At 41.2% G+C, this 24,275-nt stretch carries 31 protein-coding genes, 2 tRNA genes and 1 rRNA gene; 13 read left to right on the forward strand and 21 right to left on the reverse strand.

Translation table 11 applies throughout. The features are described from left to right. The 3 genes from C6Y03_RS10700 to C6Y03_RS10710 all read right to left on the reverse strand — a co-directional run. A 16S ribosomal RNA gene (locus C6Y03_RS10700) occupies window positions 1-130 on the reverse strand; the annotation flags it as partial. A 179-nt stretch (window positions 131-309) separates the two neighbouring features. After that, window positions 310-383: transfer RNA gene (locus C6Y03_RS10705), tRNA-Gly, on the reverse strand. Between the two features lie 11 nt (window positions 384-394). Then, a tRNA-Arg gene (locus C6Y03_RS10710) sits at window positions 395-471 on the reverse strand. A gap of 369 nt (window positions 472-840) precedes the next feature. Between C6Y03_RS10710 and gltP the strand changes: the two genes are divergently transcribed. Beyond that, complete coding sequence (gene gltP / locus C6Y03_RS10715; RefSeq protein WP_034666069.1) at window positions 841-2,091, forward strand: glutamate-aspartate/proton symporter GltP; 1,251 nt, start codon at window positions 841-843, stop codon at window positions 2,089-2,091. 36 nt (window positions 2,092-2,127) lie between these two features. Here the strand turns inward: gltP and C6Y03_RS10720 are convergent, their stop codons facing one another. Beyond that, window positions 2,128-3,147, reverse strand: a complete 1,020-nt coding sequence (locus C6Y03_RS10720; protein WP_106039280.1) for a S66 family peptidase — start codon at window positions 3,145-3,147, stop codon at window positions 2,128-2,130. Window positions 3,148-3,227: 80 nt separating this feature from the next. Next, on the reverse strand, window positions 3,228-4,103 hold the full coding sequence (locus tag C6Y03_RS10725) for a DMT family transporter (RefSeq protein ID WP_034665952.1): 876 nt from the start codon (window positions 4,101-4,103) through the stop codon (window positions 3,228-3,230). 296 nt (window positions 4,104-4,399) lie between these two features. On the opposite strand from C6Y03_RS10725, the gene C6Y03_RS10730 reads away from it, so the two are divergent. Then, window positions 4,400-5,125, forward strand: coding sequence for an AzlC family ABC transporter permease (locus C6Y03_RS10730; protein ID WP_066031263.1), 726 nt, complete (start codon window positions 4,400-4,402; stop codon window positions 5,123-5,125). Further along, entirely contained in the window at window positions 5,122-5,442 is a 321-nt protein-coding gene (locus tag C6Y03_RS10735) for an AzlD domain-containing protein (protein WP_106039281.1), read from the forward strand. Before C6Y03_RS10730 ends, C6Y03_RS10735 begins: the two co-directional genes overlap by 4 nt. Before the next feature lie 36 nt (window positions 5,443-5,478). Here C6Y03_RS10735 and C6Y03_RS10740 read toward each other — a convergent pair whose 3' ends face one another. The 3 genes from C6Y03_RS10740 to C6Y03_RS10750 all read right to left on the reverse strand — a co-directional run bounded on the left by C6Y03_RS10740 (window position 5,479) and on the right by C6Y03_RS10750 (window position 7,617). After that, window positions 5,479-6,141 (reverse strand): O-methyltransferase, encoded by a 663-nt coding sequence (locus tag C6Y03_RS10740; protein ID WP_106039282.1) that lies wholly within the window; start codon window positions 6,139-6,141, stop codon window positions 5,479-5,481. 148 nt (window positions 6,142-6,289) lie between these two features. After that, entirely contained in the window at window positions 6,290-6,475 is a 186-nt protein-coding gene (locus tag C6Y03_RS10745) for a CsbD family protein (RefSeq protein WP_060595628.1), read from the reverse strand. Between the two features lie 152 nt (window positions 6,476-6,627). Continuing rightward, window positions 6,628-7,617: an aldo/keto reductase family protein gene (locus C6Y03_RS10750; protein WP_060595627.1), complete on the reverse strand. Its 990-nt coding sequence runs from the start codon at window positions 7,615-7,617 to the stop codon at window positions 6,628-6,630. 202 nt (window positions 7,618-7,819) lie between these two features. On the opposite strand from C6Y03_RS10750, the gene C6Y03_RS10755 reads away from it, so the two are divergent. Together C6Y03_RS10755 and C6Y03_RS10760 are read left to right on the forward strand one after the other, a co-directional pair. Further along, window positions 7,820-8,713, forward strand: coding sequence for a LysR substrate-binding domain-containing protein (locus C6Y03_RS10755; protein ID WP_066031266.1), 894 nt, complete (start codon window positions 7,820-7,822; stop codon window positions 8,711-8,713). 127 nt (window positions 8,714-8,840) lie between these two features. Further along, window positions 8,841-9,392 carry a GNAT family N-acetyltransferase gene (locus tag C6Y03_RS10760; RefSeq protein WP_106039283.1) on the forward strand — a complete coding sequence of 184 codons (552 nt, stop codon included), beginning with the start codon at window positions 8,841-8,843 and terminating at the stop codon, window positions 9,390-9,392. A gap of 4 nt (window positions 9,393-9,396) precedes the next feature. Here C6Y03_RS10760 and C6Y03_RS10765 read toward each other — a convergent pair whose 3' ends face one another. Next, window positions 9,397-9,984 carry a LysE family transporter gene (locus C6Y03_RS10765; protein WP_060595624.1) on the reverse strand — a complete coding sequence of 196 codons (588 nt, stop codon included), beginning with the start codon at window positions 9,982-9,984 and terminating at the stop codon, window positions 9,397-9,399. A gap of 109 nt (window positions 9,985-10,093) precedes the next feature. Between C6Y03_RS10765 and C6Y03_RS10770 the strand changes: the two genes are divergently transcribed. Then, on the forward strand, window positions 10,094-10,657 hold the full coding sequence (locus C6Y03_RS10770) for a helix-turn-helix domain-containing protein (protein WP_034665985.1): 564 nt from the start codon (window positions 10,094-10,096) through the stop codon (window positions 10,655-10,657). Between the two features lie 33 nt (window positions 10,658-10,690). Here C6Y03_RS10770 and C6Y03_RS10775 read toward each other — a convergent pair whose 3' ends face one another. The 5 genes from C6Y03_RS10775 to C6Y03_RS10795 all read right to left on the reverse strand — a co-directional run bounded on the left by C6Y03_RS10775 (window position 10,691) and on the right by C6Y03_RS10795 (window position 14,136). Then, the gene (locus tag C6Y03_RS10775) at window positions 10,691-10,984 is read right to left on the reverse strand and encodes a hypothetical protein (RefSeq protein WP_034665989.1); all 294 of its coding nucleotides are present in this window, start codon (window positions 10,982-10,984) and stop codon (window positions 10,691-10,693) included. A gap of 349 nt (window positions 10,985-11,333) precedes the next feature. Beyond that, the gene (locus tag C6Y03_RS10780; RefSeq protein ID WP_106039284.1) at window positions 11,334-12,386 is read right to left on the reverse strand and encodes an LLM class flavin-dependent oxidoreductase; all 1,053 of its coding nucleotides are present in this window, start codon (window positions 12,384-12,386) and stop codon (window positions 11,334-11,336) included. A 17-nt stretch (window positions 12,387-12,403) separates the two neighbouring features. Then, window positions 12,404-13,027, reverse strand: a complete 624-nt coding sequence (locus C6Y03_RS10785; RefSeq protein WP_106039285.1) for a nitroreductase family protein — start codon at window positions 13,025-13,027, stop codon at window positions 12,404-12,406. Beyond that, entirely contained in the window at window positions 13,011-13,484 is a 474-nt protein-coding gene (locus C6Y03_RS10790; protein WP_106031700.1) for a MarR family winged helix-turn-helix transcriptional regulator, read from the reverse strand. Before C6Y03_RS10790 ends, C6Y03_RS10785 begins: the two co-directional genes overlap by 17 nt. A 109-nt stretch (window positions 13,485-13,593) precedes the next feature. After that, window positions 13,594-14,136: a dihydrofolate reductase family protein gene (locus C6Y03_RS10795; protein WP_106031699.1), complete on the reverse strand. Its 543-nt coding sequence runs from the start codon at window positions 14,134-14,136 to the stop codon at window positions 13,594-13,596. 192 nt (window positions 14,137-14,328) lie between these two features. Between C6Y03_RS10795 and C6Y03_RS10800 the strand changes: the two genes are divergently transcribed. Beyond that, window positions 14,329-14,724, forward strand: coding sequence for a VOC family protein (locus C6Y03_RS10800; RefSeq protein ID WP_034666005.1), 396 nt, complete (start codon window positions 14,329-14,331; stop codon window positions 14,722-14,724). Then, a complete protein-coding gene (locus C6Y03_RS10805) occupies window positions 14,721-15,260 on the forward strand; it encodes a GNAT family N-acetyltransferase (protein WP_034666010.1) in 540 nt (179 codons plus the stop codon). Before C6Y03_RS10800 ends, C6Y03_RS10805 begins: the two co-directional genes overlap by 4 nt. Here the strand turns inward: C6Y03_RS10805 and C6Y03_RS10810 are convergent. Further along, entirely contained in the window at window positions 15,257-15,526 is a 270-nt protein-coding gene (locus C6Y03_RS10810; protein WP_106037142.1) for a YesK-like family protein, read from the reverse strand. The genes C6Y03_RS10805 and C6Y03_RS10810 overlap by 4 nt on opposite strands. A gap of 53 nt (window positions 15,527-15,579) precedes the next feature. Between C6Y03_RS10810 and C6Y03_RS10815 the strand changes: the two genes are divergently transcribed. Next, a complete protein-coding gene (locus tag C6Y03_RS10815; protein ID WP_034666017.1) occupies window positions 15,580-16,053 on the forward strand; it encodes a GNAT family N-acetyltransferase in 474 nt (157 codons plus the stop codon). Here the strand turns inward: C6Y03_RS10815 and C6Y03_RS10820 are convergent. Continuing rightward, window positions 16,048-16,833 (reverse strand): GNAT family N-acetyltransferase, encoded by a 786-nt coding sequence (locus tag C6Y03_RS10820; RefSeq protein WP_106039286.1) that lies wholly within the window; start codon window positions 16,831-16,833, stop codon window positions 16,048-16,050. The genes C6Y03_RS10815 and C6Y03_RS10820 overlap by 6 nt on opposite strands. A gap of 1 nt (window position 16,834) precedes the next feature. On the opposite strand from C6Y03_RS10820, the gene C6Y03_RS10825 reads away from it, so the two are divergent. Next, the gene (locus C6Y03_RS10825; RefSeq protein ID WP_223251108.1) at window positions 16,835-17,161 is read left to right on the forward strand and encodes a hypothetical protein; all 327 of its coding nucleotides are present in this window, start codon (window positions 16,835-16,837) and stop codon (window positions 17,159-17,161) included. Window positions 17,162-17,193: 32 nt separating this feature from the next. Here C6Y03_RS10825 and C6Y03_RS10830 read toward each other — a convergent pair whose 3' ends face one another. Then, window positions 17,194-18,393 carry an MFS transporter gene (locus C6Y03_RS10830; protein WP_060595617.1) on the reverse strand — a complete coding sequence of 400 codons (1,200 nt, stop codon included), beginning with the start codon at window positions 18,391-18,393 and terminating at the stop codon, window positions 17,194-17,196. Between the two features lie 31 nt (window positions 18,394-18,424). Continuing rightward, window positions 18,425-19,030: a TetR/AcrR family transcriptional regulator gene (locus tag C6Y03_RS10835; protein ID WP_060595616.1), complete on the reverse strand. Its 606-nt coding sequence runs from the start codon at window positions 19,028-19,030 to the stop codon at window positions 18,425-18,427. 239 nt (window positions 19,031-19,269) lie between these two features. Here C6Y03_RS10835 and C6Y03_RS10840 point away from each other — a divergent pair, with 239 nt between their 5' ends. Both C6Y03_RS10840 and C6Y03_RS10845 read left to right on the forward strand, forming a co-directional pair. Next, entirely contained in the window at window positions 19,270-19,722 is a 453-nt protein-coding gene (locus tag C6Y03_RS10840) for a MarR family winged helix-turn-helix transcriptional regulator (protein ID WP_034666030.1), read from the forward strand. 56 nt (window positions 19,723-19,778) lie between these two features. Continuing rightward, a complete protein-coding gene (locus tag C6Y03_RS10845) occupies window positions 19,779-20,678 on the forward strand; it encodes an alpha/beta fold hydrolase (RefSeq protein WP_106039287.1) in 900 nt (299 codons plus the stop codon). Between the two features lie 33 nt (window positions 20,679-20,711). Here the strand turns inward: C6Y03_RS10845 and C6Y03_RS10850 are convergent, their stop codons facing one another. Then, complete coding sequence (locus tag C6Y03_RS10850; RefSeq protein WP_106037139.1) at window positions 20,712-21,860, reverse strand: type II asparaginase; 1,149 nt, start codon at window positions 21,858-21,860, stop codon at window positions 20,712-20,714. A gap of 461 nt (window positions 21,861-22,321) precedes the next feature. Between C6Y03_RS10850 and C6Y03_RS19625 the strand changes: the two genes are divergently transcribed. Next, entirely contained in the window at window positions 22,322-22,507 is a 186-nt protein-coding gene (locus tag C6Y03_RS19625) for a hypothetical protein (protein WP_248065149.1), read from the forward strand. On the opposite strand, the gene C6Y03_RS10860 is transcribed toward C6Y03_RS19625, so the two are convergent. Together C6Y03_RS10860 and C6Y03_RS10865 are read right to left on the reverse strand one after the other, a co-directional pair. After that, window positions 22,504-23,514 carry an alpha/beta hydrolase family protein gene (locus C6Y03_RS10860; protein WP_106039288.1) on the reverse strand — a complete coding sequence of 337 codons (1,011 nt, stop codon included), beginning with the start codon at window positions 23,512-23,514 and terminating at the stop codon, window positions 22,504-22,506. The genes C6Y03_RS19625 and C6Y03_RS10860 overlap by 4 nt on opposite strands. Then, a complete protein-coding gene (locus C6Y03_RS10865) occupies window positions 23,511-24,275 on the reverse strand; it encodes a MerR family transcriptional regulator (RefSeq protein WP_164847192.1) in 765 nt (254 codons plus the stop codon). Before C6Y03_RS10865 ends, C6Y03_RS10860 begins: the two co-directional genes overlap by 4 nt.

Consider the following 24,275-nt stretch of genomic DNA (forward strand, 5'->3'; position numbering starts at 1 on the left):
AGGTTACCCACGTGTTACTCACCCGTCCGCCGCTAACATCCGGGAGCAAGCTCCCTTCTGTCCGCTCGACTTGCATGTATTAGGCACGCCGCCAGCGTTCGTCCTGAGCCAGGATCAAACTCTCCGAGGTATGCAGGATGCATATCACACATGCGTTGCTACACGATGTAGCGAACTTAGCATGTGATCATTTCCTGCCTCGTCAGCGTTTGACTGACTACCTATGATGTTTCATAGGATTTTTTTATAAAAACTCGAATTAACAGGTACGTTTTGTCTTGTTTAGTTTTCAAAGATCACGTTTCAAAATGGAGCGGGTGATGAGAATCGAACTCACGACATCAGCTTGGAAGGCTGAGGTTTTACCACTAAACTACACCCGCGTGATTTGTATTGGCGCGCCCGAGAGGAGTCGAACCCCTAACCTTTTGATCCGTAGTCAAACGCTCTATCCAATTGAGCTACGGGCGCTTAATCAGGCGACTTAATTATCTTAACATATCGTTTTTATCAAGTCAACATCTTTTTAAAATTTGTTTGTCGCATGTGTTTGAATGTCTTTGTTTCAAATACGTCATCAGCGACGAATAAAAATATACCATGGATCACATAAATGGGTCAATACATTTTTCTAAAAAAGTTTCATATTTTTTAAGAAGTGGTTTTTTCTTAGATAAATAGAGATGCAATAGCCCTATTTTCTTCTCTTTCTTCATAATTCTAATGATTCTTAAATAAAATCTTTCTAAATCTAAAGGAGGACAAAACATGGTCACATAGAATTTTTATTTATTGGAAAATTCTTAATATTTTCCAAGCATTTAAAGGAGGTAGGAGATGATGAAAAAGTTCGTCGCTTTTCAAATCATGATCGCTTTGGTGATAGGAGCTCTTATCGGCCATTTCTTTCCTGACTTCGGGATGGCACTGCGGCCAATTGGAGATGGATTCATCAGATTGATTAAAATGATCGTTGTTCCTATCGTTTTCTCTACCATTGTTATTGGTGCAGCTGGCAGTGGCGGTATGAAGAAAATGGGCAGCCTAGGATTAAAGACGATCATTTGGTTTGAGGTCATCACAACCATCGTTCTAGGAATTGGTCTATTGCTGGCTAATGTTCTAAAGCCTGGCGTTGGCCTTGATTTCTCTAAATTAGCTAAGAAAGATATTGGTGAATTAGATGGCTATACGCAGAAAGTCGTCGACTTTAAACAAATGGTACTCGATATCATTCCAACGAATATCGTCGATGTCATGGCTCAGAATGATTTACTTGCTGTCATTTTCTTCGCCATATTATTTGGTGTAGCCGCAAGCGGCATCGGTAAAGCATCCGCTCCTGTTCTCACCTTCTTTGAATCAGTGGCACAAATTATGTTTAAGCTAACGCAGATGGTCATGGTGACAGCACCTATTGGAGTTCTTGCATTAATGGCTGCTTCCGTTGGCCAATATGGCATTGTTTTATTAATCCCAATGATGAAGCTTGTCGGGACTGTATTTTTAGGATTATTCATTATTCTCTTTGCTTTGTTCCCTCTGGTCGCACTGATCTTCCGTTTTAACTACTTCGAAGTTTTAAAAATGATTTGGGATTTGTTCTTAGTTGCCTTCTCTACTACAAGTACAGAAACTGTCCTTCCTCAGCTTATGTCACGAATGGAGAAATACGGGTGTCCAAAAAGAATCGTTTCCTTTGTCATTCCATCTGGTCTCTCTCTCAATTGTGATGGATCAAGTTTATATTTATCGGTTTCCTGTGTGTTTCTTGCACAAGCGTTTGGTGTCGACATGAGTTTGTCACAGCAGCTTTTGATGATGCTTGTTCTTGTGTTAACAAGTAAAGGGATTGCAGCAGTGCCATCCGGTTCACTCGTCGTTCTTTTGGCAACCGCCCATGCAGTAGGTCTTCCAGCAGAAGGCGTCGCCATTATCGCCGGTGTTGATCGAATTATGGATATGGCACGAACAGGTGTGAATGTTCCAGGGCATGCCGTTGCATGTATTGTCGTATCGAAATGGGAAAAAGTATTCCGTGAGTCCGCATGGGAAGTTCCAAAAGCAGGTGAGGAAACAAAAGGGATGTAATGTTATATGAAGGAAAGGGGTTCCCCTTTCCTTTTCTTATAATAAAAATGCTTGCTTTAGGACCGCTTTGCCTTGAGGTTGCAGCTGCACTTCTGCATATGCGCCATTAATCAGCGTCATTTGTGGCGGGACATGCCCACAATCTATATCGTAGAAAATGGGGATTTGTAATTCCTTTTGTAATTCTTCATATACATCCCGATAATGATACCCTTCTACAGGCACATCAACTGCACTTCGCCCAAACATGATACCTGAACAGTGGTCAAACCACCCGGCTAGTTTTAATTGAACAAGTGATCTCTTCATGCTGGTAGCATTTAATGCGCAGTTTTCGAAGTACCAGAGAATCGGTTCACCTTTTATGAATGTTTCCTGAAAAGCTTTAACGTCTCCAAAAGGTGTCCCCGCTAAGTGACGTATGATATCAATGCAGCCTCCCATCAGTCTCCCCTTCACCGCCATCTCCTGCGGATGAACCGTGCGCCATCTTGTAGGCTCTGTTAAATGAAAGACATGTTGACTCGGGGTGTCATGCTGCCATTCCTTTTGATACTTATATGAAGAAAACTGAGTAATGTCCATCTCCTCTTCTGTGGAAAGCACTTTTTCCCACATAGCAGTCGTTTGATCAGACTCTTCCCCTCGTAAATCCACTAAGTTTGGGCCATGTGCTGTAGCAATGCCTGTTTTTAATGTAAATGCCAGCAAGAATGCACTCGTATCTGAGTAACCAAGAATCCACTTTTTGTGCATCGTTGAGAAATCAAGGTGCTCTAGCACTTCCATAAGAAGCTCTCCTCCCCATGGCGGGATGATGTGGTCAATCTCTTCGCACGTCATCATATACTGAAGCTCGTTTGCTCGTTCTATGGCAGGCGCTGATTTTGCCTTTTCCTGGTGCCATACCGTCTCTCCACATGTGACATCATAGCCTCTTTTTTTCATTCGTTCGCATGAGAGCTGAAACATGTCATGCAAAGATGGCTGTACACCTGAGGAAGGTGCTGTGACACCAATCGTTTGTCCTTTTTGTAAATGCGGAAATTGTATCATCCTGTTTCCCCCATCCTCTCTCAATCTCTCAAACCTACCCATTTTAAAGAAAATGCCCCTTTTACAAGGGACATCTCCTCTTATTCCTTTTGACGCAGCACAGTATAGACCCCTGCAAATATACATAGAATTCCAATGAATGAGCGTAATCCCATTTCTTCTCCCAAAAGCAGCCAGCCAAGAATGGCACCTACGATCGGTTGAAAGAAAAAGAATAGACCTCCGCTTGAGGCATCCATCAATTGAAGCCCTCTATTCCACAAAAAGAATGCTAAAGCTGTTGAAATGATGCCTAGATAAAGAATACCGCCCCAAATCTCTGGCCTTGCCATCTGCTCCACATCTAGGTGAGGTAAACGAAATAATACTGGCGGTGTTAAAACAATGAATGCAATGATGATCGCATATGTGGTTGTCACCACCTGAGGGTATTTTCCTGGAACTCGTTTTAGCAAAACAGACATAAGCGCCCATGTTAAAGCAGCGATGACCAATGAAAGACCGCCAACAAATTCATCTGTTTGCACTGCGACTGGTCCAATCATGAGCAATACACCTGCTGTAGCAAGCAGGATGGATGCGCACTTTCGAACAGTCATGGCTTCTTTTAATAGAAAGAACGCAAACAGCACCATAAACGCAGGTGTTGCAGATGTGATAACGGCCCCCATTTGTGCAGACGTATACATCGTCCCGATTTCTTGGGTCACGATGGAAAGAAAATTTCCGATCAGCCCAATCACCACTATAAGTGGGATATCTTTTTTATCTAATCGAAAGGAATAGCCCAAGCGCCAAATGGTGAACACCAAAACGACTCCTGCTACAGCATATCTCATCCAAACGAGCTCAAGTGGCGGAACAACCGCTACTGTTACTTTGACAACAACGTACATGCCGCCCCAAATACTTGCAGCGATTGCTAGGTAAAGGGCGCCTATATATTTTTCATTCATCTTTTTCCCTCCGTTACTGGATATTTTGATGACCATATCCACAAACGGAGATCACTCTCCGTTATGGACGGAGGGCATTTGGAACATCATGTTCAAACAAAGGCTTCCATAGCATTGCCGTCACTCCAATTATTTTTATTTTCTGATACTTTATAACAAATTCTGGTTGACTTCAATCCTTTTTTGTCACCTTTTTTCTTCATATAATAGAAGATAAGCGGCTATTGACATGCTGAATTCGTTTTCATATAGTAAGTAAAACTATAGGTGGTCACGCAGAAAAGGAGTAGAGGTCGTTGGATATTGAAGCTAGAAAACACATTCCCAGCACGGAGCATGAACCATTTCTCGAGGGAATAAAAGATTGTGTGCCAACCCTGCTTGGTTATATGAGTATTGGGTTTGCCTTCGGAATTGTTGGAATTAGCGCACAGTTGAGCTTATGGGACATTGCGCTTCTATCAATCTTTATTTATGCAGGTGCTTCACAGTTTATTATCTGTGCACTGCTTGTCACTGGAAGTCCCCTTTCCGCTATTATTCTCACTACATTTATTGTGAATCTGCGTCATTTATTGCTCAGCCTGACGCTGGCTCCTCATTTTACACGCTACTCTGTGAAACAAAACATTGGATTCGGTCTATTGCTGACTGATGAATCCTTTGGCGTAGCCATGAATAAATTAGCTCAGCATGGCAAGCTGAATAATCGGTGGATGCATGGGCTGAACATAACGGCTTATTTGTGCTGGATTGCTGCCTGTATACTTGGCGGCATTTTTGGACACTGGATTTCAAATCCTGAAGCCCTTGGTCTTGATTTTGCCCTTTCCGCTATGTTTGCTGCGCTGTTGGTTCTTTCTTTGCAAACTGTGCCTAAAAGTAAGTTAACCCATCGCCTGTCACTTGTTTTGTATATGGTCGTTGCAATGTTTGTTCTGCTTCATTTTGTTCCCTCACACGTGGCTGTTCTGTTAGCCACCATGATTGTCGCAACCATTGGGGTGGTGACAGATAAATGATCAGCAGTTTTATGATATGGCTGATTCTCGGCTGTATGATTGTAACCGTCATTCCAAGGGTCGTTCCCTTTTTATTTGTACGAAGTATCGAGCTGCCTGAAGTGGTGCTTAAGTGGTTATCGTTTATTCCCATTTGTATCTTTACAGCTTTGATTGCAGAGCATCTGTTCATTCATACCACAACAGGCGTCACCATTCACTGGATGTACTTTGCTGTCTTAGTTCCGACCGTACTGATCGCTATTTGGACAAAAAGCTTGTCACTTACTGTTCTTGTAGGCGTCATGCTGATGGGAACTGCTAGATGGTTTTTCTAAAAGAAAAAGCTTAACCGCATGTGGTTAAGCTTTGTTTCATTTTACGATTCCGTATACAAATCCATCGTAACCCTTTTCACCAACAGTTTGAATGGCTGTAGCCTCTATTCTTGACTCTTGTTTGAGTAAATTGAAAAATTCACGAGTTCCTTGCACTCGTTCATCCCCATCACAGTCATGAAGGACTGCTCCATTTCTGACGACATTGTCTGCAATAATGACTGTTCCCTTTTTCGAGAAATGTAACGCCCACTTTAGATATTTCGGGTTGTTCGGTTTATCTGCATCAATGAAAATCAAATCGAATGGAAGCACATCCCTCTCTTTTAACTGAGATAGCGTATCCAATGCTTCTCCTAGCAAAATGCTCACCCGTTCCGATAAGCCCGCTCTGCTGATGTTTTGCTGCGCAATCTGTACATGGTGGCTGACAGCCTCTAATGTGATGAGTTCTCCATCCTCTTCAAGAGCACGCGCCAACCAAATGGTACTGTATCCACCGAGTGTCCCGATCTCTAAAATGCGCTTTGCATTCTTGGTTTTTGCTAATAAATAAAGCATTTTCCCTTGAGCTGGTGACACATCAATTTCTGGCAGGCCTGCTTGCTTATTAATAGTAAGAGCTTGCTCCAAAACATCATCTTTAGGAATCAACTTGTCTGTGAGATACTCGTCAACTTTCTCCCACACTTGCTTCATCTCAACCATCTCCCTTAATCATGTCTTCTGTTTCAAGTCTACATGATGATAGCGAGCGCGTATAATCAATTCTTTTCACACATCTATTCATTTTATTGATGAAAGACATGTCATGATGGAGACATGAAGCAGTGCCATGTTTTCGGATTTACTGGTTGAGGTGATTTTTCAAATCCCCTTTTTTATCTTGAAGCTTTCCTTTTGCCTGATCCTTTTTCCCTTCTGATTTCAGATTTTGATGATCTGTTGCTTCGCCAAGCTTTTCTTTCACTTGACCTTTGGCTTGATTTGTTTTTCCTTTCGCTTTATCCATATGTCCTTTTTCTTCACTCATTTGTTCCACCTCCACGTTTGATACTATTCATTTAGCCTTTTTGAGAAATACAAAACATCTGAGTGTGCGATCCAAGAAACTACAGCAACATGAAAATCCAGCCAAGGTCGGCTGGATTAAAAATAATGATCTATAAGATAGACTTAAAAGCTTTAACCTGTTTTACTCTGATCGTATTCAACCAGATCACCTAGAATTTCGTCAATCTGATTCATCATCTCAGTTTCAATTTTCACCTCAGATGCTAAAGCATTCTCCCTCACCTGTTCTGGACTAGAAGCACCAATAATTGCTGCAGAAACGTTCTGGTTTTGCAGTACCCATGCTATCGCAAGCTGAGCGAGAGTAAGATCAACCTCTTGTGCGACGGGCTTAAGCTTTTGGATCGCCTCTAAGGTGTTATTATTCATCCAGCGTTGAGCAAGGTTTTTAAAAAAAGGTTTTCCAGCAGATGAGTTAGCACGCGAATTAGTCGGAAGTGATTTTCCTGGGAGATACTTTCCAGTAAGGATCCCCTGCGCCAAAGGCGACCATACTACCTGGCCAAGTCCTTCACGCTGGCAGGTCGGTATTACATCACTTTCAATGATTCTCCATAACATGGAGTATTGAGGTTGGCTGGCGATAAGGGGGACATTTAGTTCTCGTGCAAGCGCTGCCCCTCGAGTAATTTGTTCTGCTGTCCACTCACTTACACCAATATAGTTCACTTTACCCTGTCTTACTAGATCTGCGAAAGCTAACATCGTTTCTTCCAGAGGTGTAGTTGGATCAAACCTGTGTGCATAGTAAATATCAATATAATCCGTTTGTAAACGTCGCAAAGAGGCATTACAGTTTTCCAAAATATGCTTGCGTGATAATCCTCTATCGTTTTTCCCAGTACCAGTTGGATGACATACTTTTGTACAAAGTTCAATACTCTCCCGCCGGATCCCTTTTAAAGACCTGCCTAGTATCTCTTCAGCCTTGGTGTCTGAATAAACATCAGCAGTATCAAACGTCGTAATACCAACATCAAGAGCAGCTTTCACACAATCATGGGCAGTTTCTTCATTTATCTTACCACCATGATTAATCCAGTTTCCGTAAGCAAGTTTACTAATTGTTAATCCACTAGATCCAAGTTTACTATACTCCATAACAATGCCCTCCTTTTGAAAGAATACTTTCATTATAAAAAGAGGTCGTTAATATGTATAATATATATATTCAGATAAATACATATATATTTTATATAATTAAAAATATTTCCATTAAAAAAGCGCAAAACTGTTTAATAACAATCCTTTGTAATCATTTTACACAATAAGCAAGTATGAAATTTATAGGGGGGCATAAAAAATGGATCTGAGACAAATACGTTATTTTATAATGGTTGCTGAAGAACTAAATTTTAGCCGGGCAGCTGAACGTCTTAAAATGGCACAGCCTCCATTAAGTCAAGAAATTCGTAAATTAGAAGAAGAGTTAGGTGTTACGCTTTTTCATAGAACGAAAAGACAGGTTAAACTTTCAGATTCGGGGAGAGTATTTTTAGAAGAAGCCCGCCGTACGCTTCTTCAAGTAGATAGAACGATTAAAGCAACACAACTTGCAGATGACGGAAGGATAGGTCAGTTAACGATCGGTTTCGTAGATTCTACTGATATTGTGATCGATATTATTAAAAGGTTTCGAGAAAATTTTCCTAACATCCATCTTGTCTTATGTGAAATGGCTACAGAACAGCAGTTAAAAGCACTATATAAGAAAGAAATTCAAATAGGATTTATTCGTTCTAACCAAAATAATAAGATACTTACCTCAGAAATTTGTTGTGAGGAATCATTAAGCTTGGTTTTGCCAGAAAATCATCCTTTAGCTTCATTTCCCAAAGTTCCAATTCATTTATTAGCCAATGAACCATTTATCATGTTTCCACGTCATCTAGGTGCAGCATTTTATGATTTAATTATCAGCTACTTTTGGGAAAATAGCATAAGTTTAAACGTAGTTCAGGAAGCTATTCAAATGCATACGATTGTTAATTTAGTTGCTGCAGGAATGGGAATCTCTGTGGTTCCATCCTCAGTAGAAAGCGTAAAACGCGCAGGGGTTGTTTATAGAAAAATCCAAGAAACTACACCAAAAGTAAATTTATATGTTTCATGGAGACAAGATGATACATCAACCGTCGCTGACCACTTTTTAACAGTTGTGAGAGAAGCTTATTTAAGTTCTCAGTCTAAATCATGAAGATCCAGACAGGGTCAGCTGGATTAAAAAATACTTATCTATAAGACAGGCTTAAAAGCTTTAACCTGCAATGTACACGTTTCAGGTATGATAGACATAATGGAAAGAAAGGTTGGTGCTCTGTTCAATGATCATCTCTGAAAACATATTCACCGTTCGTGGTTTGACCTATCGTATTCGGTCTGCTGCAATTGGCGATGCCAAGCAGTTATCAGCTCTCAGACTGAAAATTGATGGTGAAACAGAATATTTAGACCGTGAACCAGGCGAAGCCTTTCTTCATGAAAAAGATTTTGAGGTTTTGATTCAAGAGGATGCCAAACAAAGCAGGCATTTATTTTTGGTCGCTGATATTGAAGGAGAGATTGTCGGTTTCTCTAGATGTGAGGGACATTCACTCAAGCGCTCTGCTCACAAAGTGACATTTGGCATCGCCATACAAAAGGATGCCTGGGGCTATCACATTGGCAAAGAGCTTTTAGCCGCTTCTATTGACTGGGCTGATCAGCAAGGCATCCAGAAGATGTCACTTCACGTGCTGGAAACCAACCAAAAAGCCATTCGGTTATATGAGCGCCATGGCTTTCTGATTGAAGGGTTATTAAAAAATGATAAACGGCTGGCAGATGGACTTTATTACAATACTGTTGTGATGGGCAGGCAGAGGCCAAGCTTCTGACTACTTACATCACATAGCCCCATACCATTGAAATCGCACTGTATATCAGAAGCAGCCCCATGACAAACTGGAACGGTTTTTCGTAAGCAGTCAAAAAGCGCTTATATAAAGAGCCAAATAGGCTCCAGCTGAATGTACCGAGAAAGCCAATAAGTGCGAGAATCAATGTCCATATCACATACTGCATATTAGATTGTCCATATGGCAAAACAAAGGTTGAAATCACGGTCAACCCATACAAGATCGCTTTTGGGTTGATAAATTGCAGCATCATACCAGGAACAAAATGATTGTAGCGGTCAAGGGTTTCGTCATCCCCGCCTTTACTTTTCATGATTTTGACAGCTAAATAAATCATGTATGCGGCTCCGATGAACGCCATGACCCAGCCTATTTTCGGCATCACTTGATAAAGAATGATATTAAAGAAGCAACTCAAACACAAAATGACGAGAAATCCGATACCCACACCTAAACAAAATCGAAATGTTTGCTTGACCCCATACTTATTCGTAAAGACCATGGCCATGATGTTGTTTGGCCCCGGGGTAAAGCTGCTCACAAAAGCATAGATCAACATAGAAAGAATCAAGTTGCCGCCTCCCTCGTGCGTTATTAAGACTTTAATTACTTTATTGCGTATGTTACGTTTTATTGTAACGTTCGGTCTTTATAAAGTAAATAGAGAAAGGAGTTTTTTCATGGAAGATGTACAATCGATTATTTCTAAAAATGTGAGGCTTCTTAGAGATCAAAAAAAATTAAGCCTAGAAAAGATGGCAGAATTAACTGGTGTCAGTAAAACCATGATTGGACAAATTGAAAGAGGAGAATCAACCCCTACCATCACGACTTTGTGGAAAATCGCCAACGGATTAAAGGTGTCTTTTAGTGAGCTCATTTACGCACCACAGCCTGAAATCAAGGTGGTACGCAAGGAAGATGCACAGATTTTAACGGAAGATGACGGGAGATATCGCGTGTATACGACTTTTCCCTTTGATGACCGGGGAAAATTTGAAGTGTACCGAGTAGAAATTGATCCTGGCGGGTCGCTGCATGCGAATGAACATATTGGCGGAACAGAGGAATTGATCACTGTTTTTGAGGGAGCGCTTGATATATCCATTGGTGATGAGCAATACAGCTTAAAGGCCGGCGACTCCATTCGTTTTAAAGCGGACCGTTCGCATGCATATAAACAAACCGGAGAACAAATGGTACGGCTGCAAATGATTCTTTATTATCCTCATGAAAAAAGCTGACAGGCTTGTCCACCTGTCAGCTTTGCGTTTTATTTAATTAAATCCCGGATCACGTACAACCGTTCCAGTAAATGTGACTCTGTATTTTCCTAATCCTAATTCTTCAATAGAGGTTTGTTTTAAAATACCGACCCAGCCATCCTTTGCATAGACAATACTTTCTGGGATGTTCGAGGTCGTATACGTTCTTGTTTCTGAGACAGTTCGACTCGCCTGAACGGTTATTTCACTTTTTGTTTGCTCCTTTGCTTCCACTGGAGCAGCTGTGACCCCGGCACCTGTTAAGACAATTGCTCCAACCAAAACTGAAGACATGACCTTTTTCATAAAAAAAATCCCTCCCTTTTTTTGTTGAACATATTAACCATACCATAATTTAGTCCTTTTATAAGTTATTTTTTCATTTTTTTGAAAATTATGATATGATTGTCTTATGTTGGATAGAGAGTGTTCTATACTTCTATGCTTTTATCCTCATCTCATTCCGTCAAACAATTGTGAACGGAGGTGATTTCATGAAAAAATGGCTCATCTGTTTTCAACTTGTTTTCCTCTTCACCTTGACGACCACACCACTTGCTTCTGCTGCTTCATGTCCTACAGTGAAACCTTGTGTTATTGATCCTTAAGCATCAAAAAGGTCGATCAAGTGCATAGGCTTGATCGACCTTTTTCGTTATGCTTGCTCTGCTTCCCAGCGGGCAATCTCTTCTCTTACTTTAGGAGCGACTTCTTTTCCAAATAACTCAATGGCTTTTAATACTTGATCATGCGGCATGGAACCAACCGGTACATGAAGCATAAAACGCGTGATTCCTACATTTTTTCTAAGGTGAATCACTTTCTCTGCCACTGCATCTGGATCTCCTACATACAGGGCGCCTTCTAACGTTCTCGCTGCATCAAATGTAGAACGAGTATATGGACCCCAGCCTCGCTCTCTTGCTAATGTGTTCATCACATGCTGTGTGGAAGGGAAGAATTGGTCTGCTGCAAGCTCTGTTTCTTCCGCAACAAATCCATGCGAATGTGACGCTACGGTTAATTTCTCTGGGTCATGTCCAGCGTGCACTGCCGCTTGCTTGTACAGCTGAACAAGTGGTGCGAACTGTCTAGGACTTCCGCCAATGATGGCAAGTACTAAAGGCAGTCCCAATAATCCAGCACGTACGACAGATTCACGGTTTCCCCCACTGCCGATCCAAATTGGAAGCGGATCTTGAACGGGTCTTGGATATACCCCAACATCTTGAATAGATGGGCGATGCTTTCCGCTCCATTTGACACGCTCGGACTGCTGTAATTTGAGCAGCAAATCAAGCTTTTCTTCAAATAATTCTTCATAATCATTCAGGTCATAGCCAAAGAGCGGGAATGATTCAATAAATGAACCACGGCCTGCCATGATCTCTGCACGCCCGTTGGATAGTCCATCTAATGTTGCAAAATCCTGAAAGACACGAACAGGATCTGCTGATGAAAGGACTGTCACTGCACTTGTCAGACGGATATTCTTTGTCTGTGTTGCCGCAGCCGCTAAGACGACAGCAGGATTCGATGCAGCGAAATCTTGTCGATGATGCTCACCTACTCCAAATACATCAAGGCCGACTTGATCTGCTAAAATAATTTCTTCGACTACTTCTCGAATACGCTGTGCGTGACTGACTGTTTTTCCTGTTTGAAAATCAGGTGTTGTTTCTACAAATGTACTAATTCCTAGTTCCATGAATGGAACCCCCTATCTTATAAGTATGTTACGAATTCAGAGACTGGTTTTCTGTAGCCTCTCGCTTGTCTGCTCTCTACTTTTTCTTTTCCGAGTGTGATCATTAATACAGGAACCAAATCCGACTCGATATTTAACACCTTTTTCATGACATCAGGGTCAAAACCGATCATTGGGCACGTGTCCCATCCCTTGTTTTTGGCGGCGAGCATAAACAGCATCGCAGATAATGAAGCATTGCGGATCGCCTCTTCTTTCTGAAAATCCGCTCCTCTCTGTTCATAAAAGCTCATCGTCTCTCTGACCATTTCTTCGTATTGCTGCGTGTTTAAAATGCCAAGCATTTTCAGACCTTCATAGATGTTCCCCGCTTGCTGATAAGCATTTGGGTCTCCAAGTACAATAATTGCTGCTGAGGCGGAATGCACTTTATATTGTCCAAATGCAGCTTCTCTTACTTGTTCTTTGAGACCTTCTGTTTGGACGACGACATATTGTGTGTGCTGTAAGTTAAAAGCAGATGGTGCCATTTTGACCTCTTCAAAAATGCTGTTAAGCTCTTCTCTCGAAATCGAGATATTTGGCAAAAAGTTTGATGCGGATCGTCTTTCACGTACCAATGTATCAAAGCTGAGTGTCATCTTGTTTCCCCTTTTCGTGAAGTTGTTTTGCACCTAAACCGATTTTTTTTAGTAATTCAATGAGCCGTTCTTTTTCTTCTTTTTCAATAAAGGATAGATTTTGCGAAATGACAGCAGTGTGTTTAGGAAAAATGTCGTCAAACAATTGCTTTCCTTTTTCCGTCAGCAATACATGAAATACACGTTTATCAGAGGGTGCACATTGCCTTTTCACCAGCTCTTGTTTTTCTAGTTTGTTCACGACATATGTCATGCTTCCACTTGGGATTGACAGGATGTCGCTGATTTTTTGGACAGGATGCGGCCCCTTACTATAGAGCAATTCAAGGATCTGAAAGTTTTCAAATCCGATATCATAACGTTCAATGTCTGTTTGGATATTTGTAAAAAGAGCTTGATAGGCTTTCATCCACACGCGGAATAGCCTTAAGTCTAATTCATATTCATGCTGCACCATGGCAACTACTCCTTTTTTCAAGAAATCCTAAAACTAGGATAAATTTATCCTAACACTAGGATATTTTATTGTCAACGAGTTTGTTTCATAAAAAAAAGACCACCTCAGGTCAGTGATCCTCTTCTTTTAAGACAAAATGCATTTCAGCTATCTGCTTGTATTGTCGTACTTCTTTTAATGAAAACCTGGATTCCATATCCGCTGGGGAAAACAGAGGAATGCCTCTCCCAATCATGACAGGTGCGATTTGAAGGTAAAGCTCATCAACCAATCCTGCTTTTATGAAAGACTGAAGCAGTTCCCCGCCGCCGACAATCCAGATATGCTGACCTGGTACATCTTTTAATTTTTTCACAAATGATAAGATATCTTCTCGAATGATATGAGTTCCTTTCAGACTGTCTTGTAAAGTACGTGACATGATATAACAAGTCTTTCCTTCATACGGAAACTCATCTGGTGACAGCTGAAGAACCTGTTCATATGTATTGCGCCCCATGATCAGCGTATCAACTGACGCATAAAAGTCATCATAGTTCGTATCTTCTTCACCCTCTGTCCCTATTAGCCAATCGAGCCGGTGATCCTCTCTCGCTAAATAGCCATCGATACTCATCGCCCCATAAAAAAGCAGCTTCCTTTTCTGACTCAATCCCATCACTCCTTACCCTAAATAAGAACATATATTCTATCCTCATTGTATCAGAAAGGAAAGACAAAGGATACAAGGGTTTGCCATCTTCCATTTTCATGTCTTCAACACCGTGATTCAATAAGGTATCCTCTTCAGGTAATGATATAATAAAGTCAGTTCAATCAATGATCATACTTGGAGGAGAGACTGATGATACGACGACTTGATCATATCGTGTTGACTGTACAACATATGGAGGACACCATTCGCTTTTATACAAACGTATTAGGAATGAAGGAAGAAACCTTTGGAGAAGGCCGTAAAGCGCTTCGTTTTGGTTTACAGAAGATCAACCTTCATGAAGCTGGTCATGAATTTGAGCGGGCAGCGGCTCACCCACTTCCTGGCTCTAGTGATTTGTGCTTTATCACCGATTTAGATATGGATAGTCTGCTGCTGCACCTTCGCAAGCAAGTGGTTCCTATTGAAGAAGGGCCAGTCAGGCGCACAGGTACATTAGGTCCGATTGAATCTGTTTATATCCGTGATCCTGATCTGAATTTAATTGAAATTTCTCGATATATAGAGGAGGGTGATCCGTCATGACCCGCTTATTTTTGAGACCGATCGAAGAGCAGGATTATCCTGGTATTCAAAGAGGATGCCAGCATGCAGAAACTCTTTATATGACTGGCACACGCAAAACGTTCACACTAGAAGAGATTCGTTCAGCCTATACCCGATTTTTACAAGATGACAGCAGACGAGATTTCGCCATTTGTCTGCTAGACACGAAAGAAATGATTGGGGATGCGGCGATTGTGGACATTGATCCAATTAATCATACGGCAAGCTTCCGCATTGCGCTTCATGGACCAGAACATTTCCAAAAGGGCTATGGTACAGAAGCTGTCCGGATGGTTCAAGCATTCGCCTTTGATACATTAGAACTCAATCGTCTTGAGCTCGAAGTCTTTTCCCATAATCCAAGAGCCTTCAGAAGCTATGAGAAAGCCGGATTTCAATATGAAGGGAAAAGACGCCAAGCACTCTATTTCAATGGAACCTACTCAGATGTGATCATCATGGGCATCCTTCGTGAAGAATACAATCAGATGAACAGTGGAGATGCCCCCGCTTAAGAAGGGTCATCTTTTTTAAAAAATTGAATCGCTGTGACGATGGTCAAACAAATCATGGAAGAGAGAACGATAGAGACGCTTGATATACTAAGCGCCATGCCTTCCCATCTGCCAATGAAGAAACTGGATATCAATAAAACCAATCCAAATAGAATGAAGCATATAGGGAGGATTAGCCCCGCATGACGGTGTCTGCGTCTTTTCCCTGCCCACCATGAGAGACACAATACAACGATTGTAAAAATAGCGGTTTGCAGCCAAAACATGTTGTTTCAACTCCCATTCTCTTTTTTATCTTATAACAATGGAGGTACTTCCAATGAACATTAGACCCATTGAGCAAAAAGACAATCCGTATATCGCAGCGATTATCCGCCAGTCACTAGAATCGGCGAATTTGGCGATTGAAGGAACCGCCTACACTGATCCCCACCTTGACCAGCTTTTCGAATACTATCAATCATTGACTCATGCAGCCTATTGGATTGCTGAAGAGAATGGTGACATTGTAGGCGGCGTAGGCATTGCTCCATTTACAAACGACATCTGTGAATTACAAAAGCTTTATTTAAGTCCAAAGGCACAAGGAAAAGGTGCGGGCAAAAAACTGATGGATACGGCGCTGCAATATGCCTCTACATACTACGAAGCATGTTATTTAGAAACCCGCCAGGAATTAACTGCAGCCACCGGCCTTTATCAGCGATATGGCTTTTCTCTTCTCTCTGAACCGATTGATGGCTCTGAGCATTCTGCGATGGATGCTTGGTATCTCAAAACCTTCTCATCATGAGCCATAAAACACTCGATAGGTTTTTGTCCGCTGAAAGCCTAGCTTCTCTGCCAGTTTGATCGAAGCTAGGTGATGGACATCGCAATCCCAATGCGGTGTCCTCTTATTTTCAAGACAGCTCCTGATCATCTGCTGACCTGCCAGCTGCGCCAAACCTTTCCCCCGGCAGGCTTCTTCTGTCCAAATATCGATCTCCACACGATCTTCACTTGAAAAAATGGAGACACATTCACTCACCACGTTCTCTCCATCTAAGATGGCAACTCCGATTCCTTTTGATAGAAAGCGCGCCGCTCTCCCCCAATAGGCTTCGTAATAGCTAGGAGGAAAAGCCCTGCTTGCATTGATCACCTGTTCATTTGTCCGCTCTACTCTATAGCCCGGATGAGGCACATGGACATAAGAATGTGCCTGCGGAAAAACGTACGCATGTCTTTCCATCTCATTTAGATGTGAACCAAGACATTTTTTCATCATCACATCTGTTGATTGATTCGCTGAAAATACGGTAAACCGGCCGTTTTGTCTTCTCTGTCTTTCGTAAACATCCACAATGAAGGCCAAGCAGCGTGACAGCTCCGCTTCTCTCTTGCCTGCAACATAATAAATGCCGCATGCAGCTTCAAGAAAAAAAACAAGAGGGTGCTCTACATCATCTACATAAAGATGCCCTTGTATGAAACCATCCATGACCGCATCTACAAACACTGGATATGCCGGGTCGATCTGGCGAATTCCTTCTTTCATCGATGGTGACCTTTGCTTCTCCAAGAGATGCACAGTGCTCCCTCCTTTCACGAACATGTTCTTTCCTTCCATTATAAATAAAAAGCTGCGCGCATGCAGTGACTCTTTTTACCCTTTACCGTGGAACTACTTTACCATCCCTGCACCTGTCAACATTCTCATCTCCACCGCCATCAATTTAGCCTTTCAATTAGGGGCGGCCGCGTTATATTCGACTGCTTTACTGCAATTGATTATGCCTTATTTCAACGGCATTGCCTTTCTGACACTGACTGGTCATATCATCGCCTTTCTGTTTTACAAAAAGCATCAAAATCAAAAAATGGCACAGGCATTGAATCGTCTGAAGCCACAGTCATAAAAAAAGAGACCTCAATAAAGGTCTCTTGTCTGTTATTCTGCCGCAGGCTCTTCTGCCTTCCCCTTCCAAATAAGGGTTAAGCCTAATCCGAGAAATAAGACAACACCTGCGAATAGAAATGGGAAATGTATATTTTGATCGAATAAAATGCCGCCAAGTGCTGGGCCGAAAATCGTACCTAGGCTTGTGTAGGTGGAGTTCATCCCTGCGACAAATCCTTGCTGGTTTCCAGCGATTTTGGATAAGAAGGTCGTTAATGCTGGTCGCAATAAATCAAACGCAAGGAAAATGACACATGTGACAATCAGTACAACCAAAAAGCCTGAAACGACTGTCGAAACGAAAGCAAGGACCGCTCCGACAATCAGGCATAGCTGAATGACTCTTTTCTCCCCTAGGGCATTAACCAGTTTACCAAACACAAGTACTTGGATGATGACCGCCACAATCGAGCTGACGGTAATGATGACGGCAATATCTTTTGGTCCAAATCCAAACTTATGATTTGTAAACAAGCTAAAGACTGTTTCATACGCAGATAGTCCAAAAGCGAGGACAAACACAATGATAAAGGCGATGAGATAGCTTGGATGAATCGATTTTTTCAAATCTTTAAAGAAAGTAGATTCCTTCACTTGACCCATTTGTTTCGCTCGCTCTTCTTTTGTTAATGGCTCCTTCAGCATAAACATAGACGAAATGACGGCAATAAACGCAATCCCTGCTGCAAAGAAGAATGGCAGGCGTACGCCATATTCTGCGATAAATCCGCCAATGCCCGGGCCAATAATAAAACCGGTACTAATGGCCGCTGACACATAGCCCATTGCCTTTGATCTTTCTTGAACGGTCGTGATATCTGCGACATAAGCAGTGACAGCCGGCATGATAAATGCCGCACTAATGCCGCCTAGCAGCCTTGCAAAATACAGCACATACACGTGTGTCCCAAGACCGAAGACGAGTTCTGATAACGCAAATAGAAACAGTCCTGACACAATCATAATCTTTCTTCCGTAGCGGTCTACCCATCTCCCTGCAATAGGTGAAGCAATGAGCTGAGCCACGGCAAACGCCGCCACAAGGTATCCCATCGTACTCCCTGTTAGATGCATTACATTCATGAATAGCGGCATGACAGGAATGATGAGACCGATGCCTAAAAACGCAATAAATATATTACTTAATAAAATAACGAGTACAGCTTTTTGCTCACGAATCGGTTTTTGCATGATGTTTGTTTCTCCTTTACTGACTCACTTGTTACTCATGATGGTTGATTCCGTGAATAAACAATGAGATCGCCTCTTTTTGTAACTCTTTCTTCTGTTGGATGGTGTCACTTTTATATAACACGTCTAATCCGTAAAAAACGGAAAGTAATATTTTCACTTTTGACTCCACATGCTGAATTGACCAGCTGCCATCTTCGTTTCCTTCAAGTAAGATGTCTCTCATCACATCATCAAAATCGGCATCAATCTTGTTCAGCCGTTCCATGACCTCGTCTGATGTAAAGGCACTTGCACAGAATTCCTCACTCGCTCTCATTAATGGGTAGTTAATCCCCATTTGACTGAGCAGCTCTGCAAATCCGGCGAGCTTATCAATGGCCCGGTGCATCGTTTGTTTCTCCTGATGCCACGTCTCCATCATCAAACGGTGATCCTCTTCCATGATATGAAGGAACAAGAACTCTTTTCCTTTAAAATGGTGATAGAGATTGCCTTTACTAACCTCAGCAGCCTCTAGAATATCCCGCACGGATGTTTCTGAATATCCTTTTTTCGCAAATAAATCACGAGAAGCGGTGACGATTTTTTGCTTCGTCTTCTCGCTCTTTCCAGCCCCGCTTTGTGTACTTGTCATCTTTCACAATCCCTTCTACCTTGCTTTTCTTTGCAAGGACAAATCAAAACCGACCAGTTGGTTTATTTTTTTATTATAAATGGATCTTTTTCAAAATACAATGAAAAAGTCATCGAATTCATAAGGAGTGAATCATGTGAAAACAAACAATACGGTCATTTATGCCCTCTCATCATTTAATAATTCTTAATATTTAACTTCACTTAACAATAAGGATTGCCTATAATAGAATAGAGGTGATGTCATTGGATGAGGAAATCATTCATTACGGTAAAAAAATCATTGAATACTCAAATGCACTAGGCTCTATCTATGTAGAAGAGTATCAACGATTTTTAAAACATGAGTATGCAGATTTATCAGCCAAACAAGAGCTGACACTTGAATTATTACGGACAAAAACGAGAACAATCAACGAACTAGCTGATTACTTTTCAATTTCGGCAAGTGCCGCTAGCCAGCTTGTATCAAAGCTTGAGCAGCTTGGCTATGTCAAACGAGAAATTAATCCACATAACCGAAGAGAAATCATTGTTGATTTTGCTCAAAAGGGTCATGACTATCACAAGAATACGGAAGAAATTCAATTGCACCTTATTCAAAAATACTATGCAAAGCTTCCAAAAGAAGATTTAAAAACATTATTATCTCTATACGAAAAAATCTATCAGATTGCGAAAGAAGCGCCTTAATTCGGTGTTTCTCTCATCAACATTTAAGCTAGATAAACTATTAAGGGGATGAAAATATGGGTAGGATTCATTTACAAGATGGACGTCATATTGGTTTGTGTGAATACGGTGATCTTGAAGGATTTCCAGTATTCTTTTTTCACGGAACTCCTGGATCAAGAGTCATGTTTTTAGATGATGACCCAATCTCTAAAGAGCTCGGTGTTCGCCTCATCTGTCTAGACAGACCTGGATTTGGTTTATCTACCCCTCAACCTGACCGTACGATTTTAGACTGGGCAAAAGACGTGCTGGAAGTAGCAGATCATTTAGGCATTCAGCATTTTTCAGTGATGGGTGTATCTGGAGGCGGCGCATTCGCTGCTGGCTGTGCTTATCAATTGCCGAATCGAGTCCTTTCAGCCGCTTTGATCTCAAGTACAACGCCATTTCAGGACGGAAAACCGCCTAAAAGTATGCTGAAAGAGAACAAATTGGCTTTTTTCCTCAGTAAGAAGTTCCCTTGGCTATTGAAAGCAAGCTATCGTTCCCAGAAAAAAATGATTGAGAAAAAACCAGAGAAATTTAAGAAGCTGGCCAAAAATGGGAACAAACATTTACATCCATGGGACCGTCAATTCCTTCAAACCGATGAGCAGCTCGAGATGATGATGATGCATTTACACGAAGCCACTCGTCAATCGGTGGATGAATGTATTCATGAACCATATTTGCTCTCGCAGCCATGGGCATTCGATATGAAAGATATACAAATCCCTGTTGATGTATGGCATGGAAAAGAAGATACGATGGCTCCATTTGTAGAAATAGAAAAAATGGCTCCAACGATTCCAAACGTCAAAACCTATTATATAGATCAAGCGGGACATTTTCTTACAGATGTAGACGATATATGGCGAGATATTTTACTCTCTTTAAAAACACGTGCTGAAAAGTATCATCAGGAACATGCATAAAAAAAGACCCGAAGCTTCGGGTCCCTTTCTTCATTAATATTTTTCATAATATGTCTGTACTTTATCTGGATCTTTTGTCTTCGTTAGAGCGAGCATAAGCAGAATGCGTGCTTTTTGTGGATTTAATGAATCCGATGACACAAAGTGATGTTCATCATCCATTTTTTCGTGGGTCACAATCCCATTTCCCGCACGGCTTGATCTCACGAGGACCACATCTTTCTTCACTGCATCTGTTGCCCCTTTGATGGCTTCTGTTGACATCGTTCCATTTCCTGCTGCGGCAACGACAATGCCTTTCGCTCCTGCTTTTACTGCTGCATCATACATGTATTTATGATCATTTTGATAGCCGTATAAAATATCAACTTGCGGTAATTCTTTTATTTTTGATACATCAAATTCACTTTCAGTCGTATGTTTTCTTGTTGATTCGTTATAGAAGGAAACCACTTCACCAGCAATTTCTCCAATGTAGCCATGCTCAAGAGACTTGAAGGAATCGGTTGTGGTCGTGTTTGTCTTTGAAATAAATCGAGCTGATGCAATTCGGTCATTTAACGTGACCATGACACCTTTGCCCTTTGCTTCTTTTATAGAGGCAATTTTGACAGCATGATACAAGTTCAACGGTCCATCCGCACTGATAGCAGACGCTGGTCTCATTGAGCCAACGACCACAACTGGCTTATCACTTTTGACAACCAGATGTAGAAAGTAAGCTGTTTCTTCAAGTGTGTCTGTTCCATGCGTGATGACTATGCCATCCACCTGATCATCATTTAAGAGTTGATTCACTCGTTTGGCTAATTTTAAAAGAAGGGCATTATCAACATTTTCACTGCCAACATTCGCTACCTGCTCACCGGTAACGTTTGCAATATCCTTTAGCTGAGGAACTGAAGCAATGACTTTATCGATGCCAAGTGAACCGGATTTATATCCTGTCGTATCTGTATCACTGTCCGAACTGCCAGCAATCGTCCCGCCTGTCGCTAATACCTTAATATTAGATAAGGACTTATTCCCTGTTTCTACGGCTGTCGTTTTGTCCTTTGATTGATTAGTTGCGCTTTCTTTTTCGCTTTGATTTTTCTCTTGGGTACTTGTATTGGCACAAGCTGCTGTCGACAGTAATAAAACAGAAAGAAGGACAGCACCTAACCATTTTGTTACGTTCATTCGATCATCTCTCTTCTTAAATGTGATGGATTCAAAGCTAGATCTTTTTCTATAGGGTTTACTTTATACCATTCCTTCATTCATCGGCATGAGGCGAAAGATACAGAACCAAATAAAGGAAAAATGGTCATTATCACAATCATTTATTTACATCTAAATACCTAACTTTACTTTTAAAAGAGGAGATATTGAGGTTGTTCAATCAAAAAAAGTAAACAATACTAGATCATCAATTTATGATAAAATATAGTAAATTTTACAAAAAAGAAGTATACGTATTGCAAATGCTTCAATCATTTCACAAAATCCTAATAACACTATTCCTTAGTTCGATTTTACTCAGTCTGTTCGTATGCTTCTATCCACCGATTCAGGGAGAGCCTGCGTTCCTGGTATTTTACATTCCCATCTTTTTCGTTTATTATTTCGTTTTTGCGGTTCCTTTGCAGTTGTTGTTTTCTTTGCAGCCAAAGGCTTTCCATCCTCTTTATTTAGCCGCTTATTTACTGATTGCAATGGTTGTCATGCTTTTTGTCATTGATGGTATTGGGAGCTCGGCATCTGTGCCTATCGTCATCATGAGCAGTCTCATCTACTGGATCTTTGATTCTTTGTTTTATCAAAGAACGCATGAAAAAAACACCTAATGCAAAGGTGTTTTTAGCTGCTCTAGTATGTTTTCACAGTGATCCAAGTACGCTTGGCTAAGCAGGAAGTCTTTCGGTGCGGCGATCGCTGCTAATGTGACCAGGGTATTTGAATGATGAATGAGCGGATTCAGCATTGAATGCTCTACGCCTCTAATTGTTTGAACATGCAACCATTTAGGTGCTACTTCTTTTTCGTAGATCCTTTTTGTTTCAGCAGAATCTACATTTCGGTCATTCTGCGCCAAAACCAAATAGGTCGGTGATTGGATGCACTTGATATCTGAAGTGGCATCGGCTTTCATGTTCTTTTGAATGAATTCAAATCGATCTTTTGTCATCTCTTGATCGTCCGTTTTCTTTTGATATGTGCGAAATGCTGCGCCTTCTACTAATAATTTGTTTTGCTCATCTTCTTTTTTGAGTGTTTTTTGAATTTGTTCTTTAGATGCATCCGCTTCTTTTAATGTTTGAAGTGTATAGTACCTTCCCTGTCTCATCCAATTGACAGCAGGCCCGACAAGAATGGAGGCTGTGATATCTGTTCGATCAGCCATTACTTTTGGGATCACCCAGCCTGCTTGGCTTGCTCCCCATAAGATGATTTGTTTTGATTGAAGATCAGGCTCTTTTTTCGCCCATTTGATCACATTGTCTACTTCTTTTGCACGATCCTCCATGGATTGATGGAGCCAGTTTCCTTCTGATTGACCCACCCCGGGCTTATCCCATGATATAGATGCATAGCCTTGCTTTGCAAAGCGTTCCATTAAGGGTCTGTATCCTCCGTCATATGTGGCATTTTGAGGACCATCTCCGTGTATAAAAAGCACAACTCCTTTGATTGGCGCTTTCTTAGGCGTGGTCACGATACCTGATAATGTCCCATTTTCAGTCTCCATGACGACTTCCTTTTCATTCATAGCAAAGCTGTTTTCATAAACTACAAATGCTGCGATGAAAATGAGTACTGCTGCTGCGATGATCAGCCAAATCCTTTTTTTCATCTTCTATTCCCCGCTCCTTGTTCAACTGTGTACACCATTGAATTTTGGTACGTGACAGAGACTGGTACATTCTCATATAAGATGATAGAAGAAGGTTGTGCACTCTCTTGTGTAAAAGGTACTTCATGTAGAAAAGCCTCAATTTCTTCAATGACCTTCTCTTCATCTCCAGCTAAAAAGCTTTTGACCGCGTAAGAACCTGCATCCAGTCTCACATCATAATCACGTTCATTTGATACATAATAAGAAATTGTTGTGTCATCTTGCAGATTGATCACATAATATCTCTCCTCAAAAAGAGACAGATCCAGCTCCTTTTGATGAACGATTTGTTTAAAGTCCAGCTCTGTTTCACCCTTTAGAAGATGATGCGGGATCTGTTTTAAATACCGAATTGGCCGATCTTGGATGGTTGTTTTATTAAGCTGAAGGCTGTTTTGAATCGACAGCATATGCTCCAGACGCTGTTTCACTTCGCTTAGTTCCTGTATTTGCTTCTCGACCTGATCCAGCATTTCTTGGTAGGACAGAGTGATACTTTGTTCATTCGAAAAGGTCTCGCTTATATCTTTTAAAGAGAAGCCCGCCTTTTTTAAGAAAAGGATTTGATAAAGGGTGTAAATCTCTTTTTCATCAAATAATTGGTATCCATTTTGAGCAACCTTCGCAGGGCGTACGAGATCCTGTTCTATATAATGACGAAGCGTATACTTTGTGATGTTTAGTAGCTTACATACTTCTCCACTTGTTACATACGTCAC

Origin of the sequence: Bacillus sp. LNXM65 (assembly GCF_002998575.1) — a bacterium.
Taxonomy (GTDB): domain Bacteria; phylum Bacillota; class Bacilli; order Bacillales; family Bacillaceae; genus Bacillus.

What these genes read in the sequence shown, in the direction of transcription:
- gltP (WP_034666069.1), top strand. Translation starts at nt 841, where the DNA reads ATGAAAAAGTTCGTCGCTTTTCAAATCATGATCGCTTTGGTGATAGGA.
- C6Y03_RS10720 (WP_106039280.1), bottom strand. Translation starts at nt 3,147, where the DNA reads ATGATACAATTTCCGCATTTACAAAAAGGACAAACGATTGGTGTCACA.
- C6Y03_RS10725 (WP_034665952.1), bottom strand. Translation starts at nt 4,103, where the DNA reads ATGAATGAAAAATATATAGGCGCCCTTTACCTAGCAATCGCTGCAAGT.
- C6Y03_RS10735 (WP_106039281.1), top strand. Translation starts at nt 5,122, where the DNA reads ATGATCAGCAGTTTTATGATATGGCTGATTCTCGGCTGTATGATTGTA.
- C6Y03_RS10740 (WP_106039282.1), bottom strand. Translation starts at nt 6,141, where the DNA reads ATGAAGCAAGTGTGGGAGAAAGTTGACGAGTATCTCACAGACAAGTTG.
- C6Y03_RS10745 (WP_060595628.1), bottom strand. Translation starts at nt 6,475, where the DNA reads ATGAGTGAAGAAAAAGGACATATGGATAAAGCGAAAGGAAAAACAAAT.
- C6Y03_RS10750 (WP_060595627.1), bottom strand. Translation starts at nt 7,617, where the DNA reads ATGGAGTATAGTAAACTTGGATCTAGTGGATTAACAATTAGTAAACTT.
- C6Y03_RS10755 (WP_066031266.1), top strand. Translation starts at nt 7,820, where the DNA reads ATGGATCTGAGACAAATACGTTATTTTATAATGGTTGCTGAAGAACTA.
- C6Y03_RS10760 (WP_106039283.1), top strand. Translation starts at nt 8,841, where the DNA reads ATGATCATCTCTGAAAACATATTCACCGTTCGTGGTTTGACCTATCGT.
- C6Y03_RS10770 (WP_034665985.1), top strand. Translation starts at nt 10,094, where the DNA reads ATGGAAGATGTACAATCGATTATTTCTAAAAATGTGAGGCTTCTTAGA.
- C6Y03_RS10775 (WP_034665989.1), bottom strand. Translation starts at nt 10,984, where the DNA reads ATGAAAAAGGTCATGTCTTCAGTTTTGGTTGGAGCAATTGTCTTAACA.
- C6Y03_RS10780 (WP_106039284.1), bottom strand. Translation starts at nt 12,386, where the DNA reads ATGGAACTAGGAATTAGTACATTTGTAGAAACAACACCTGATTTTCAA.
- C6Y03_RS10785 (WP_106039285.1), bottom strand. Translation starts at nt 13,027, where the DNA reads ATGACACTCAGCTTTGATACATTGGTACGTGAAAGACGATCCGCATCA.
- C6Y03_RS10790 (WP_106031700.1), bottom strand. Translation starts at nt 13,484, where the DNA reads ATGGTGCAGCATGAATATGAATTAGACTTAAGGCTATTCCGCGTGTGG.
- C6Y03_RS10800 (WP_034666005.1), top strand. Translation starts at nt 14,329, where the DNA reads ATGATACGACGACTTGATCATATCGTGTTGACTGTACAACATATGGAG.
- C6Y03_RS10805 (WP_034666010.1), top strand. Translation starts at nt 14,721, where the DNA reads ATGACCCGCTTATTTTTGAGACCGATCGAAGAGCAGGATTATCCTGGT.
- C6Y03_RS10810 (WP_106037142.1), bottom strand. Translation starts at nt 15,526, where the DNA reads ATGTTTTGGCTGCAAACCGCTATTTTTACAATCGTTGTATTGTGTCTC.
- C6Y03_RS10815 (WP_034666017.1), top strand. Translation starts at nt 15,580, where the DNA reads ATGAACATTAGACCCATTGAGCAAAAAGACAATCCGTATATCGCAGCG.
- C6Y03_RS10830 (WP_060595617.1), bottom strand. Translation starts at nt 18,393, where the DNA reads ATGCAAAAACCGATTCGTGAGCAAAAAGCTGTACTCGTTATTTTATTA.
- C6Y03_RS10835 (WP_060595616.1), bottom strand. Translation starts at nt 19,030, where the DNA reads ATGACAAGTACACAAAGCGGGGCTGGAAAGAGCGAGAAGACGAAGCAA.
- C6Y03_RS10840 (WP_034666030.1), top strand. Translation starts at nt 19,270, where the DNA reads ATGTCATTGGATGAGGAAATCATTCATTACGGTAAAAAAATCATTGAA.
- C6Y03_RS10845 (WP_106039287.1), top strand. Translation starts at nt 19,779, where the DNA reads ATGGGTAGGATTCATTTACAAGATGGACGTCATATTGGTTTGTGTGAA.
- C6Y03_RS10850 (WP_106037139.1), bottom strand. Translation starts at nt 21,860, where the DNA reads ATGAACGTAACAAAATGGTTAGGTGCTGTCCTTCTTTCTGTTTTATTA.
- C6Y03_RS10860 (WP_106039288.1), bottom strand. Translation starts at nt 23,514, where the DNA reads ATGAAAAAAAGGATTTGGCTGATCATCGCAGCAGCAGTACTCATTTTC.